Source organism: Burkholderia sp. FL-7-2-10-S1-D7 (assembly GCF_001524185.1).
Taxonomy (GTDB): domain Bacteria; phylum Pseudomonadota; class Gammaproteobacteria; order Burkholderiales; family Burkholderiaceae; genus Burkholderia; species Burkholderia diffusa.
Genome location: NZ_LOWY01000083.1, coordinates 81,464 through 95,376 on the forward strand (window position 1 = coordinate 81,464; position 13,913 = coordinate 95,376).

A 13,913-nucleotide genomic window follows, 5' to 3' on the forward strand; every position below is an offset into this window, starting at 1 on the left:
CCCTGTTATTGCGCGCTCGAAGCAGCGGCGGCACTCGCCGGCGCGGCGCCCGATGCGGCGGCACCGGACGCGGCGGCGGCGCCGGAACCGGCGGCAGCCGGCGCGGCGGTGGCAGCGGCGACACCCGATGCGGCACCGGCCGCCGGGGCGAGTTGTGCCTCCACCGACTTCACGGTCGCGCCCGGACGCACCTTCTCGCCGCCCTGCACGATCACGTGGTCGCCTGCCTGCAGACCGCCTTCGACGATCCAGTCCTGGCCGCGCATGCCCGACGTCTTCAGCTGACGCGGCTCGACCTTGTTGCTCGCGTTCACTACCAACGCGATCGCCTGACCCTTCTGGTCATGCGTGACGCCGATCTGCGGCACCAGGAACGCGTTCTCGTTCACGCCTTCCTCGATCCGCGCGCGCACGAACATCCCCGGCAGCAGCACGCGGCCCGGGTTCGGGAAGACCGCGCGGATCGTCACCGAGCCGGTTGCCTGGTCGACCGTCACGTCGGAAAACTGCAGCTTGCCGACTTCCGAATACGTCTTGCCGTCCTCGAGGATCAGCGACACCTTCGCCGCGCCCGGGCCGCTCGTCTTCAGGCGGCCGCTCTGCACGTCCTGGCGCAGCTTCAGCCCCTCGAGACTCGATTGCGTGAGGTCCACGTACACGGGGTCGAGCTGCTGCACCGTCGACATCAGCGTCGCCTGGCTCGCCTGCACGTAGGCGCCCGGCGTCACTTGCGAAATGCCGACGCGGCCCGAGATCGGCGAGACCACGTCCGTGTAGCCGAGGTTGATCTGCGCGGTATCGACCGCCGCCTTGCCGGCCGCGACGTCCGCTGCGGCCTGCCCCTGGGTGGCCACCGCGTTGTCGTAGTCCTGCTTGCTGACCGCGTTCGCGGCCACGAGCACCTTGTAGCGCGCGACCAGCGCGTTCTGCGTGACGAGGTTCGCCTGCGCCTTCGCGAGCGTCGCCTTCGCGCTGTTCAATGCCGCGATGTACGGCGCCGGATCGATCTTGTACAGACGCTGGCCAGCCTTGACGTCGGTGCCTTCGGTGAATTCACGACGCAGCACGATGCCGTCGACCCGCGCGCGGACTTGCGCGACGAGGAATGCGCTGGTACGGCCCGGCAGTTCGCTGAAGACCGGCACGGCTTGCGGCTGGACGGTGACGACGCCGACTTCCGGCGTTTGCGGCGGCGGTGCCGATTCTTTTTTTCCGCATGCAGCCAGAAAAACCGCGGCTGCCGCGACAGTGATCAAGCGGTATGGAACCCGTTCGACGCGCATGGAGCGACCTCTGTGTATAACCATTGGAATAAGTGCAGCACCCGACGGGAGCGCAACACGGATGCGCCTCGCGGCGCAGATCGAACACCTGAATTACTGGACTACTGGATACAGCAAGTCGGCACGAGACCTCCATGCCGACGAGATGCCGCGAACTGCGGACTGGTACTTTGGCGGGAATCAGCAGAGTGGGATATTAACTGATTGCCACTTTGGTCATTCGATCGTAGGGTGGTATTGTATATACATTCACGAATGTATGTAAAAAGCCCACTCGCCCGTCGCCAACCGCTAGGTCTTACGAATTATTACCAATCGCAAGCATAGCCCGTCCGCACGGCGACGACGAGGGTTGCCGACCCTATATTCACCTACGATCGATTCATTCAGGCCTGCACATGGTCAGACGCACCAAGGAGGAGGCGCTCGAGACGCGCAACCGCATTCTCGACGCCGCCGAGCACGTGTTCTTCGAGAAGGGCGTGTCGCACACATCGCTCGCCGACATCGCCCAGCACGCCGGCGTGACGCGCGGCGCGATCTACTGGCATTTCGCGAACAAGAGCGAGCTGTTCGACGCGATGTTCGACCGCGTGTTCCTGCCGATCGACGAGCTCAAGCGGATGCCGCTCGACGCGCCCGGCGGCAATCCGCTGGAGAAAATCCGCAAGATCCTGATCTGGTGCCTGCTCGGTGTGCAGCGCGACTCGCAGTTGCGGCGCGTGTTCAGCATCCTGTTCATGAAGTGCGAGTACGTCGCGGACATGGAGCCGCTGCTGCAGCGCAACCGTGCGGGGATGAGCGAGGCGCTGCACGCGATCGATGCCGATCTCGCGGGCGCCGTGCGGCTCAAGCTGCTGCCCGAGCGGCTCGACACATGGCGCGCGACGCTGATGCTGCACACGCTCGTCAGCGGTTTCGTGCGTGACATGCTGATGCTGCCCGACGAGATCGATGCCGAGCAGCATGCGGAACATCTCGTCGACGGCTGCTTCGACATGATGCGTTACAGCCCGGCGATGCTGAAGACGAGCGACTGACCGACGGCCCCTCCGCCGGTACGCCGGCCGCTCAGACGCCGTGTCATCGCGACCGGCCGGTCGATCCGGCCACGGGCAGACGGCGGCGCCGCGCCTGCCCGGCCGCCCCCTGCCCTCCCCGATTCGCTCAGGCGGCCTTCGCGCGTTGCGCGCGGGCCCGCCGGTTCGACGCGAACACCGAATCGCGCGCCGGCATCGCCGCGCCGCCGAGCCCCGCGATCCACTCATCGGTCGACATCACGGCCGCGAAATTCGACTGAAACACCACCGTGTACGCGCGGTGAATCTCTTCGGCGCTCGCCGCACCCGCGCCATTCCCGTACGGCAACGCGCCGGTCGCGTCCGCCAGATACTCGACGGCGAGCCCCGCGTGCGCCGCGTGATAGACCGTCGACGCATTGCAGTTGTGCGTCATGTAGCCGGCGACCGCGAGCGTGTCGATGCCGTGCGCGTCGAGCCATGCGGCGAGATCGGTGCCGGCGAACGAACTCGCCTGCGCCTTCGCGATCAGGTGCGCATACGGCCGGCCGGCGACGACCGGATGCAGCGCGACGCCGTCCGTGCCCGGCGCGAAGATCGGCGCACCTGCCGGCGCGACGTGCTGGACGACGATCACGGGCACGCCGGCCGCGTGCGCGGCGTCGATCGCGCGACCGATGTTCGCCAGAGATACGTCGACGGGCGGATACTCGATCGGCAGGTTGCCCGTTACGTATTCGTTCTGGACGTCGATCACGATCAGCGCACGGCGGGAAGCGGAAGGCGATATGGCATTCGACATGGCAGGCTCCGGTTTCGGCAGCACCGCCCCGCTCCGGAACGGGGCGGCCAGCGGCACGATGCGATGCATTGTCGGATCGCATCGCGCAGACGGACAGTGGCCCGATTGCCATTCTTCGATAGAATCGGGCCATCGCCATTCCGGAGCCCGTCAATGCGCGCCGCTGCGTCGTCCGTTGCCCCTGCCCCGACCGTCGTCGCCGTGATCGCGTACGACGGCATCAGCCCGTTCCACCTGTCGGTGCCGTCGGTCGTGTTCGGCAAGGAACGCGATGCGGCCGCGATGCCCGCGTTCGAGTTTCGCGTGTGCTCGGCCGAGCGCGGCCCGCTGTCGACGACGGGCGGCTTCACGATCACCGCGCCGTACGGGCTCGATGCGCTCGACGACGCGGACATCGTCATCGTGCCGGCATGGCGCGATCCGGACGAAGCACCGCCTGACGTGCTGGTCGACGCGGTGCGCGCGGCCGCCGCGCGCGGCGCGCAGGTCGTCGGCCTGTGCCTCGGCGCGTACGTGCTCGCCGCGGCCGGGCTGCTCGACGGGCGCCCGGCCACGACGCACTGGGCGTGGGCCGACGATTTCGCGCAACGCTTTCCACGCGTGAAGCTCGACCCCGATGTGCTGTACGTCGACGACGGCAACCTGATGACGTCGGCCGGCACGGCCGCGGGGCTCGACTGCTGCCTGCACGTCGTGCGGCGGCGCTTCGGCTCGGACGCCGCGAACCAGATCGCGCGCCGTCTCGTGATCCCGCCGCACCGCCAGGGCGGGCAGGCGCAATACGTGCCGCAGCCGGTTGCCGCGCATCCGCGCGATGCACGGCTCGCGGGCCTGCTCGACTGGGTGCGCGCGCATCTGGACATCGCGCACAGCGTGGATTCGCTCGCCGAACGCGTGCTGATGAGCCGGCGCACGTTCACGCGCCACTTCCGCCAGGCGACCGGCACGACCGTCACCGCGTGGCTGCAGGCCGAGCGGCTCACGCGCGCGCAGCATCTGCTGGAAACCACGGGACATTCGATCGACGCGATCGCACAGGCGGCCGGCTACGGCTCGAGCGTATCGCTGCGCCAGCATTTCGCGGGCTCGCTCGGCACGTCGCCGTCGGCGTATCGGAGGGAATTTCGCGGCGCCGCGCCCGATGCGCGGCGCGAGTGACCGCCGCGCCGCCGGCGCCCGGCCGGGTAACGCGGTGGCACGCCGGCCGCTCAGACGCCGTTGATCCAGCGCGCCGCGTACAGCAGCAGCGCGACGAACACGACGATCGCCGCCCACGCCCAGAGGGGCAGCGGGCCGGATTCGCGATGATGCACGGCGCTCGCGACGCGGCCGCTCAGCGCGCCGCCAAGATGCGGCGGCAGCGGGCGCTTGGCCGCGGCCATCAGCGACGCGGGCCGCAGGAACACATGCTGGCGACGCTGCGGGTGCGAACGCGCGCGGTTCGGCACGAGACCGTGCTTCGCCTGCACGACCGCGCAGAATTCGCGGAAGAAATCGTCGGTCCACGCGAACAGCGCATTCTCGATCTGCCGCGCCGGCAGTTCGGCAAGCGGCCCGCTCGCCGTCGCCCACACCACGTATTCGATGCGTGTCGCGGTCGCATCGTCATCGTCCGGGCACAGCACCAGCTCGACCTGCCCGCGCACCGCGCCGAGGCCGTCGGCCCGGGCCTTGAAGTTGAGCACGCGGCGCGGCTGGCCTTCCGCGTCGCCCTGCTCGCTCGCCAGATGCGCACGCACGTCGTAGCGCGCACGCAGCGGGCCGAGCGGCACCGTGATGGTCAGCGCGAACTCGCCATGCGCGTGCTTCACGAACGATTCGCAATGGTCGAAGCTCGCCCGCAGCAACGCGAGATCCTCGAGTGCCTCCCGCACGACGGCCGGCGCGAGCGGTACGCGTAACGTGTCGTTCAGTTCCATGATGCCTCCCCGATGAACACGCGCCGCATCAGGACGTCTCGACGAGACTGTCGACCCGCGCGACATCGAAGGCGACGTATTGCGCAAGCGCGGACGCGGTTTCCCCCGGTTCCTCGTAACTCCATGCGGCGTTCTCGATCACGCCGTCTTCCGTCTGCAAGTTGAAATACACGGCGCGGCCCCTCAGCGGACAATCCGTCGTGACGCTCGACATCACGAGCCTGTGCATGTTGACGTCGCTGCGCGGCAGGTAATGGATGTCCGGCAGGCCCGTTTCGCGCACGGTCAGCGCGCCGTGTGAATCGGCATACGTGATGCCGCGATGGATCACGCGCACGCGATGGTGGTTCGGTACGATTTCCAGGTGAGGGTCGGCAGCATCGGACATCGTTTCTCCTCCGGACGGCGGCCCTGGCGGGCAAGCCGGGCGCAGGAAACGAAAAAGCCACGGCACAGGTGCCGTGGCTCTCATTATGGGCGAAACCGCATCCGATTGCGCGGCCTGACCGCGCCCGCGCGCGATGCGCTACTGCGCACTCCACTGGAACGCGGCCTTCGCCCCGCCCTTCGCACCGACCGTGACCGCGCGCGATTCGTCGCTGCCCTGGTACGCCGCATGCACGGTGTAGCGCCCCGGCGGCAGCTTCACGAGCATGTACGGCCCGCGCGCGTTCGTCGTCAGCAGCTCGGTGCCCTTGCTGTCGACGATCCGCACATGGACGTCGGCCAGGTATTCGCCGCCCTTGCCGGTGAAGCGCAGTGCCAGCGGCCACGCCGCTTCGTTCTGCTCGAATGCCGTCGATTGATCCTTGCCGATGCCGCCTGACACGTAGCTGACATCGCCCTGCTGGCTCGCCGCGGGCAAGCCGTCCGATTGTGCGTAGGCGCCGGGCGCGGCGACGGCGAAGCCGGCGGCCAGCGCCGCGGCAGCGGCAAATCGGGACACGTTGCGTAGATATTGCATGGCTCCCTCCTTTCGGGTCGGAACACAGCGCCGCGGGTCGAATGCCTGCGGCGCCCGCCAAGGCCGGCGAAGCCGGCCCGCAGCGGCCGCCGGTCAGCTCAGGTCGACCGGCACGAAGATCTGTGCATTATCGCGCTGGATCAGGAGAGCAAGACTGTTGCCCGCTCCCTTGACCGCGTCGCGCAACTGCTCGGGGCTCGTGACCGGGCGGCCGTTCACCGCGAGGATCACGTCGCCGGGCTGGATGCCCGCGCTGGCCGCCGGGCCGCCGGCCTGCTGCACGATCAGCCCGTGCGACAGGTTGGTTGCGCTGCGCTCCTGCGGCGTGAGCGGACGCACCGCGACGCCGAGGCGCCCCTGCTCGACGGGGCCGCCGTCGTTCGAGGCCAGCTTCGCGTCGGTCATCGCGCCGAGCGTCACGCTGATCGACTTCCTCGACTTGTCGCGCCACACCTGCAGATCGGCCTTCGACCCCGGCTTCAGGTTCGCGATCTGCGCGGGCAGCGACGTGGAGTCGGCAACCGGCGAGCCGTTGACCGCGAGGATCACGTCACCCGGCTGCAAGCCCGCTTTCGCGGCCGGGCCGTTCGGGTCGACCGAACTGACGAGCGCGCCGTCCGGCTTCTGCAGTCCGAACGAGCTCGCGAGCGTCTGGTTCAGCCCCTGCACGGCGACGCCGAGGCGGCCGCGGCTCACGTGCCCCGTCTTCACGAGCTCGTCCTTGACCTTGATCGCCTCGTTGATCGGAATCGCGAACGACAGGCCCTGGAAGCCGCCCGTCTGCGAGTAGATCATCGAGTTGATGCCGATCACCTCGCCCTGCAGGTTGAACAGCGGGCCGCCCGAGTTGCCGGGGTTCACCGGCACGTCGGTCTGGATGAACGGCGTGTAGTTCTCGTCGGGCAGCGCGCGCGATTTCGCGCTGATGATGCCGGACGTGACCGTGTTGTCGAAGCCGTACGGCGAACCGATCGCGACGACCCACTGGCCGACCTTGCTCTGCGCCGGGTCGCCGATCTTCACGGTCGGCAGGCCGCTCGCGTCGATCTTCAGCACCGCGACGTCGGACTGCTTGTCGGACCCGACGACCTTCGCCTTGTACTCGCGCTTGTCGGTCAGCTTGACCGTGACGACGTTCGCGCCGTCGATCACGTGCGCGTTGGTGAGGATGTACCCGTCCGCGCTGACGATGAACCCGGAACCGAGGCTCGCGCTCGGCTGGTCGTCCGGCTGCGCATCGCCGCCCATGCCCGGCATCTGGCCGTAGAAGTGCTTGAAGAACTGGTAGAACGGGTCGCTCGGATCCATCGGCAATTGCGGCTGCTGCACGCGCCGCGACACCTGCTTCACGACGTGCTTCGCGCTGATGTTCACGACCGCCGGGCCGTAGGTTTCGACCAGCCCGGAGAAATCGGGAATGCCGGTCTTCGCTGCCGCCTCGGCCGGCATCAGCGCGGCGGCCTGCGCCGGCGTGATGATCTGCGGATCGGCACGGCGGGTGCCTGCGACATAGCCGGCGGACAGGGCAGCCGCCACGGCGACCGCGACGGCGCCGCGCGCAAGGATTCGGGTGTTCATCGTAGGACCTCCTCTTTGTTAGGACGCAGCGTAACGACCCTGACTTAAAGGAGGCTTAATCGACCTTAAACGGGGCTTAGGCCACCACCTGCGCGATTCGTCATACGGAGTCGGACTCCTGCGGCGCCTGCGCCGGCATCTCGGCGTCTCGGAACACGACGCTCACGAGCAGGCCGCCCGCAGCCGCGTCGCCGAGCGTCACCGTCGCGCCCTGCTGCGCCGCGACGCGCTTGACGATCGCCAGCCCGAGCCCGCTGCCCGACACGTCGGCGCGCGCCCGCGCAGAGCTGTCCCGGTAGAAGCGGTCGAACACGCGCTCGCGCTCCTCCGCCGGAATGCCGGGGCCGCTGTCGCCGATCTGCACGCACACGCGGCCGGCCGCGTCGCGGGTCAGCGACACGTCGATGCGGCCGCCGTCCGGCGTGTACTTCACTGCGTTGTCGAGCAGGTTGCCGAACATCACGCGCAGCGCGCCGACATCCGCGACGACGGTCGCCGCGCGGCTCTCCTCGAAACCGAGATCGATGCTGTGCCGTTGCGCGAGCGGCGCATGCGCGGCCACGCATTCGACGAGCAGCGCCTGCAGGTCGACCGGCTCGCGCATCGTGGCGCCGTCCGGTTCGGCACGCGCCAGCGCGAGCAACTGCTCGGCGAGGCGCGTCGCGCGCGTGACGCCGTCCTGCAGATCGGCGACCGCCTCGCGGCGCGACGTATCGTCCTTCGCGCGCGCGACGAGCTGCGCCTGGATCTGCACGGCCGCGAGTGGCGTGCGCAGTTCGTGCGCGGCATCGGCGACGAAGGCCTTCTGCGTGTCGAGCGCCGCCGACAGCCGCGCAAGCAGCCCGTTCAGCGCACGCACGAGCGGCTGCACCTCGAGCGGCAGACCCGCATCGGGTAGCGGATCGAGCGCTTCGGGCCGGCGCGTCTCGACCGCGCGCGTCACGCGGCCGAGCGGCGCGAGCCCGCGCCCGACGATCACCCAGACCGCCGCGCCGAGGAACGGCAGCAGCACGATCAGCGGCCACAGCGTGCGCAGCGCCACGTTCGCCGCGAGCCGGTTGCGCACCGACAGCGGCTGCGCGAGCTGCACGACGTTGTCGCCGACGATCGCGCCGTACACGCGCCATTCGCCGCGATCGGTGCGCTCGGTCGAGAAGCCGAGCTCCGCGCGCGGCGCGATCGGCGCACGTGGATGCGAGAAGTACATCAGCACGCCGTTGCGGTTCCAGATCTGGATCACGATGCCTTCGTCGCCGTTGGTGCGCGAACCGAACACCTGCGAGAACGGCTCGGACGGCAGCGCCGCGGCGATTTCCTGCAGCTGGTAGTCGAACAGCTCGTTCGCCTCGGCGAGCGCCTGCCGGTAGATGAGCCAGCCCGCGGCACCCACGCCCGCGACGACGATCGCGAGCAGCCAGATCAGCAATTGATGACGAATCGACCTCACGCGTCAGCTTTCCTTGACGACCATGTAGCCGAGCCCGCGCACGTTGCGGATCAGGTCCGAGCCGAGCTTCTTGCGCAGCGCGTGGATGTAGACCTCGACCGTGTTGCTGCCGATTTCCTCGCCCCAGCCGTACATCTTTTCCTCGAGCTGACTCTTCGACAGCACCGCACCGGGCCGCGCGAGCAGCGCCTCGAGCAGCGCGAACTCGCGCGCGGACAGCGCGACGGGCGCGCCGTCGAGCGTCACCTGGTGCGCCGCGGGATCGAGCGTCAGCGCGCCGTGACGGATCAGCGACTCGCTGCGCCCCGCCTGGCGGCGGATCAGCGCGCGCATCCGCGCGCCCAGTTCGTCGAGGTCGAACGGCTTGACGAGGTAGTCGTCGGCGCCCGCGTCGAGCCCCTTCACGCGATCGGCCACCGCATCGCGCGCGGTGACGATCAGCACCGGCAGCGACAGCCCGCGCGCGCGCAGCGTGCGCAGCACGTCGATGCCGTCGCGCTTCGGCAGGCCGAGGTCGAGCAGCAGCAGGTCGTACGCCTCGCCGCCGAGCGCCGTGAGCGCGGCGTCGCCGTCCTGCACCCAGTCGACTGCGAAGCCGTCGGCGCGCAAGGCCTTGCGTACGCCCTCGGCAATCATTCGATCGTCTTCAACAAGCAGAATCCGCATCGGAGCTGGAACCCATCGGGCGAGTGAAACATGGCGACCATTGTAGCGCCGCGAATCGCGTGCGCCCCGTGCAATGCAACAGAAAGGCGGATCGCAAGGAGCGTGTCCGCAGTTGTCTCTACAATGTGCGCTCCGGCGCCGCGCGCGCTGCCCGAACCCCGTGCTTTTCCCGTATTCGCCCATGCCGATTTCCGATCTTTCCGCCCGGTTCGCCCCCCGCGCCCGCTCCTTCCTGCGCGCGGCCGCCGTCGTCGCCACCTGCACGGCGCTTGCGTTCGCACCGTCCGCCCAGGCCCGCAAGAAGTCCCACAAGGAGGCGCACAAGACCGCCGTCGTGTCGCCCGCCGCGCGGGCGGCCGGCCTGCCGGCGTCCGTGCTCGTCGCGCTGCAGCGCGCGAAGGTACCGGCCTCGGCGATGAGCGTTGTGGTCGAGCGCGTCGGCGACCCCGAGCCGTTGATCGCATGGAATGCGAACCGGCCGATGATGCCGGCGTCGACGATGAAGCTCGTCACAACCTTCTCGGGCCTGTCGATCCTCGGCCCCGACTACCGCTGGCGCACCACCGCGTACGCGGACGGCCCGGTCGATCCGGACGGCACGCTGCAGGGCAACCTGTACATCAAGGGCACCGGCGATCCGAAGCTCGTACCGGAGGAACTGATCGACCTCGTCGACAAGATCCGCAAGGCCGGCATCAAGCGCGTGGCCGGCGGCCTCGTGCTCGACAAGAGCTATTTCGCCGCGTCGACGCGCGACCTGCCGTCGTTCGACGACGACGTGAGCGCACCGTACAACGTCGGCCCCGATCCGCTGCTGTACGCGTTCAAGGCCGTGTCGTTCACGGTGACGCCGGGCGACGACGGCAAGGTCGCCGTCGACGTGCTGCCGCCGCTCGCGAACCTGTCGATCGACAACCGGCTGGTCGAAGGCACGGGGTCGTGCGGCGCGGCGGCGGCCGCCGCGCGTCCGACGCTGTCGGCCGGCAGCGGGATCATGACCGCGTCGTTCGCCGGCGCCTATCCGCTGCGCTGCGGCGCGCACACGACCAACCTCGCGATCCTCGATCACACGACGTTCTTCGCGCGCGGCTTCCTCGCGCTGTGGCAGCAGGACGGCGGCACGATCGCGGGCCCCGTCAGCGAAGGCAAGGTGCCGACCGCGGCGCGCCCGCTCGCCGTCCATCACAGCCCCGTGCTCGGCAGCATCGTCTACGACATCAACAAGTTCAGCAACAACGTGATGGCGCGCAACCTGTTCCTGACGATCGGCGCGGCCGCCGGCAAGCCGCCCGCGAGCCCCGAGCAGTCGAGCCACGCGATTCACGCGTTCCTGCAGAAGAGCGGAATCGCGATGCCCGACCTCGAGCTCGAGAACGGCTCGGGCCTGTCGCGCGAGGAGCGCGTCAGCGCGCAGTCGCTCGCTGCGCTGCTGCAGGCCGCGAACGCGAGCCCCGTCGCACAGGCGTTCATCGATTCGCTGCCGATCGCCGGCATCGACGGCACGATGAAGAACCGCCTGACCAACGCCGGCGTGCTCGGCAACGCGCACATCAAGACCGGCACGCTGCGCGACGTGCGCGCGATCGCGGGCTACGTCGCGGGCGCCGACGGCCAGAGCTACATCGTCGTCAGTTTCATCAACGACGATCACGCGGAAGCCGCGCGCGCCGCGCACGACACGCTGCTCGAATGGATCTACGCGGGCGCGCACTGACGACGCACTCGCCGCGGCGCGGCGCACGCCTGCCCCGCTGTCGGCGCGCGTCCATCGCGGGGAAACATCGTGCATCGGGCGCCGCGCCCTCGGGGATTTCGCCCGGTGCGGTTTGAAACGGCCTCGGCCGCCGGCGCGCCGCGCACGGCCCGCCAGATGTGCCCACAAAACGGGGCCGCACCGCGAGGCCCCGTTCCGCATGACTTCCGTAGAAACCCTGTCCTCAGAGGGAACCCTCTACGCTGCCCCCTCGCCTAGCGCGTGGCGATTGCGTAGGCTGTTGGCCTGACCGATATCTAAAACGGGCCGTACGCCCGGCCTCACGGCTTGCAGGGGAAAGGAGGAGACACGTCCATGCGATTCGACGTCGAATTGCTTCTGCTCGCGCTGGCGCCCGTCTTCCTGCTCTGCATCGCGTGGGAAGCCTGGCACCTCGCCCGCACGCGTGCGCAGGACCATGTCTATGCGTGGCGCGACACGCTGTGCAACGCGGTGCTCGCCCTGATGCACCAGGGCGCCGACAAGCTCGCGTGGCTGTTCGTGATCCCCGTTTATGCGTACTGCTACGCACATTTCCGGCTGTTCACGTGGCACGACAGCTGGCTGTCGTTCGCCGTGCTGTTCGTCGGCCAGGACTTCCTCTACTACGTGTTCCATCGCGCGAGCCATCGCGTGCGCTGGCTGTGGGCCGCGCACGTCGTGCATCACTCGTCCGAGCGGATGAATTTCTCGACCGCGTTCCGGCAGAGCCTGATGTATCCCGTCGCAGGCATGTGGGCGTTCTGGCTGCCGCTCGCGTTCGTCGGCTTTCCGCCGCAGCAGATCGTCGGCATCGTGCTGATCAACCTCGCGTTCCAGTTCTTCGTGCATACGCAGGCGATCGGCAAGCTCGGCTGGCTCGAATACGTGCTCAACACGCCGTCGATCCATCGCGCGCACCATGCACGCAACCCCCGCTACATCGACCGCAATTACGCAGGTGTGCTCGTGATCTGGGACCGCCTGTTCGGCAGCTACGTCGAGGAGTCGCCCGACGATCCGCCGCAATACGGGATCGTCGAGCCGCTCGGCTCGAACAACCCGCTCGTCGCGACGTTTCACGAGTGGGTGTCGATGGCGGCCGACGCGTTGCGCGTTCACGGATGGCGCAACAAGCTGCGCGCGATTTTCGGCCCGCCCGAATGGGCGAGCGCTTATCATGCGCAGATCGCCGAGGCCGCAAACCACGATCCGCGCACCGTGCCGCTAGCGGCCGTGCGCGACCAATAACCGTTTCAGCCAACGGCCGCCGCGCAGCCCGGATCCGAGCAGGCGCGCGGCAGATGAGAAATACATCGGGCCATATCTACGAGGAGATCGAACGATGCAGTCACAACAACAATTCCCGTCGCGCAACCGTCAACGCCTGCTGCGCACCGTGCAGGTCGCGATCGCGGGCGCCGCGCTCGCCCTGCTCGCCGCGTGCGGCGGTGGTGACGACAACAACAGCAGCGCGTCGAACACGCCGCCGTCCGGCGTGAAGATGCAGGTCGTGTCGTTCGGCGACAGCCTGTCGGACGCCGGCACCTACTCGCAGATCAAGCTCGGCTTCGGCGGCGGCCGCTTCACGACCAACCCCGGCCAGGTGTGGACGCAGGACGTCGCGCAGTATTACGGCGACACGCTGCAGCCCGCGAACCAGGGCGGCTTCGGCATTCCGCTGCAGGCCACGGGCGGCCTCGGCTACGCGCAGGGCGGCTCGCGCGTGACGCTGCAACCGGGTCTCGGCCACGCGGACTCGAGCGTGCCGAACGCCGACTACGCGCAGGCCACGACGACGCCGATCGCCGATCAGGTCAAGCAATACCTGACGCAGCACGGCAGCTTCAACGCGGGCCAGATCGTGCTCGTCAACGGCGGCGCCAACGACATCTTCTATCAGGCACAGGTCGCGCAGGCGCAGGGCAACACGCCGGCCGCGCAGCTCGCGGCCGCGCAGGCGATCGGCCTCGCCGCGCAGCAGCTCGGCGGCATCGTCCAGCAGATCGTCGCGGCGGGCGCGACGCACGTGTTCGTCGCGACCGTGCCGGACATCGGCGGCACGCCGCTCGCGCTGCAGGGCGGCGCGCAGACGCAGGCCGCATTCACGCAACTGTCGGGGCTGTTCAACCAGACACTGGTCGGCACGCTCGCCGCGCTGAAGGTCGATACGACGAAGTACGCCGTGGTCGACGCGTTCAAGTGGCAGGACGGCATCGCGGCCAACTACCAGGCGAACGGCTTCAGCGTGTCGAACACCGACACCGCATGCAACCTGAAGGCGATGGTCGCGGCGGCGACCCAGTACGGCGTCGCGGATGCAACCGCCTTCGGCTCGTCGCTGTTCTGCTCGCCGCAGACCTACACGACCGCCAACGCGGACCAGACTTACATGTTCGCCGACTTGGTTCACCCGACGACGCGCCTGCACGCGCTGTTCGCGCAGTACGTCGAGCAGCAGATCGCGGCCTCGGGCGTCGGCAAGTAAGGCGAGCGCCACGCG

At 68.8% G+C, this 13,913-nt stretch carries 13 protein-coding genes; 5 read left to right on the top strand and 8 right to left on the bottom strand.

All coding sequences use genetic code 11. From position 1 onward, the window contains the following. Positions 1–5: 5 nt before the first annotated feature. Positions 6–1,283 (bottom strand): efflux RND transporter periplasmic adaptor subunit, encoded by a 1,278-nt coding sequence (locus WS75_RS24680; protein ID WP_059684188.1) that lies wholly within the window; start codon positions 1,281–1,283, stop codon positions 6–8. Between the two features lie 398 nt (positions 1,284–1,681). On the opposite strand from WS75_RS24680, the gene WS75_RS24685 reads away from it, so the two are divergent. After that, positions 1,682–2,323, top strand: a complete 642-nt coding sequence (locus WS75_RS24685; RefSeq protein ID WP_059684190.1) for a TetR family transcriptional regulator — start codon at positions 1,682–1,684, stop codon at positions 2,321–2,323. Between the two features lie 127 nt (positions 2,324–2,450). Here the strand turns inward: WS75_RS24685 and WS75_RS24690 are convergent, their stop codons facing one another. Then, the gene (locus WS75_RS24690) at positions 2,451–3,104 is read right to left on the bottom strand and encodes a cysteine hydrolase family protein (RefSeq protein ID WP_059684375.1); all 654 of its coding nucleotides are present in this window, start codon (positions 3,102–3,104) and stop codon (positions 2,451–2,453) included. 153 nt (positions 3,105–3,257) lie between these two features. On the opposite strand from WS75_RS24690, the gene WS75_RS24695 reads away from it, so the two are divergent. Next, a complete protein-coding gene (locus WS75_RS24695) occupies positions 3,258–4,262 on the top strand; it encodes a helix-turn-helix domain-containing protein (protein ID WP_059684193.1) in 1,005 nt (334 codons plus the stop codon). A gap of 50 nt (positions 4,263–4,312) precedes the next feature. Here WS75_RS24695 and WS75_RS24700 read toward each other — a convergent pair whose 3' ends face one another. The 6 genes from WS75_RS24700 to WS75_RS24725 all read right to left on the bottom strand — a co-directional run bounded on the left by WS75_RS24700 (position 4,313) and on the right by WS75_RS24725 (position 9,678). After that, a complete protein-coding gene (locus WS75_RS24700) occupies positions 4,313–5,023 on the bottom strand; it encodes a CoxG family protein (RefSeq protein WP_059684195.1) in 711 nt (236 codons plus the stop codon). A gap of 28 nt (positions 5,024–5,051) precedes the next feature. Then, on the bottom strand, positions 5,052–5,411 hold the full coding sequence (locus tag WS75_RS24705) for a DUF427 domain-containing protein (RefSeq protein WP_059684197.1): 360 nt from the start codon (positions 5,409–5,411) through the stop codon (positions 5,052–5,054). Positions 5,412–5,549: 138 nt separating this feature from the next. Continuing rightward, the gene (locus tag WS75_RS24710; protein WP_059684199.1) at positions 5,550–5,987 is read right to left on the bottom strand and encodes a carboxypeptidase-like regulatory domain-containing protein; all 438 of its coding nucleotides are present in this window, start codon (positions 5,985–5,987) and stop codon (positions 5,550–5,552) included. A gap of 93 nt (positions 5,988–6,080) precedes the next feature. Further along, positions 6,081–7,565, bottom strand: a complete 1,485-nt coding sequence (locus WS75_RS24715; protein WP_059684202.1) for a DegQ family serine endoprotease — start codon at positions 7,563–7,565, stop codon at positions 6,081–6,083. 100 nt (positions 7,566–7,665) lie between these two features. Further along, a complete protein-coding gene (locus WS75_RS24720; protein ID WP_059684204.1) occupies positions 7,666–9,012 on the bottom strand; it encodes an ATP-binding protein in 1,347 nt (448 codons plus the stop codon). Positions 9,013–9,015: 3 nt separating this feature from the next. Beyond that, positions 9,016–9,678, bottom strand: a complete 663-nt coding sequence (locus tag WS75_RS24725) for a response regulator (protein WP_057929305.1) — start codon at positions 9,676–9,678, stop codon at positions 9,016–9,018. Between the two features lie 181 nt (positions 9,679–9,859). Between WS75_RS24725 and dacB the strand changes: the two genes are divergently transcribed. From dacB to WS75_RS24740, 3 genes are all read left to right on the top strand, one after another. Then, entirely contained in the window at positions 9,860–11,392 is a 1,533-nt protein-coding gene (gene dacB, locus WS75_RS24730) for a D-alanyl-D-alanine carboxypeptidase/D-alanyl-D-alanine endopeptidase (RefSeq protein WP_059684207.1), read from the top strand. A 354-nt stretch (positions 11,393–11,746) separates the two neighbouring features. Beyond that, positions 11,747–12,661, top strand: coding sequence for a sterol desaturase family protein (locus WS75_RS24735; protein WP_059684209.1), 915 nt, complete (start codon positions 11,747–11,749; stop codon positions 12,659–12,661). Positions 12,662–12,755: 94 nt separating this feature from the next. After that, positions 12,756–13,898 (top strand): SGNH/GDSL hydrolase family protein, encoded by a 1,143-nt coding sequence (locus WS75_RS24740; RefSeq protein ID WP_059684211.1) that lies wholly within the window; start codon positions 12,756–12,758, stop codon positions 13,896–13,898. Positions 13,899–13,913 lie beyond the last annotated feature (15 nt).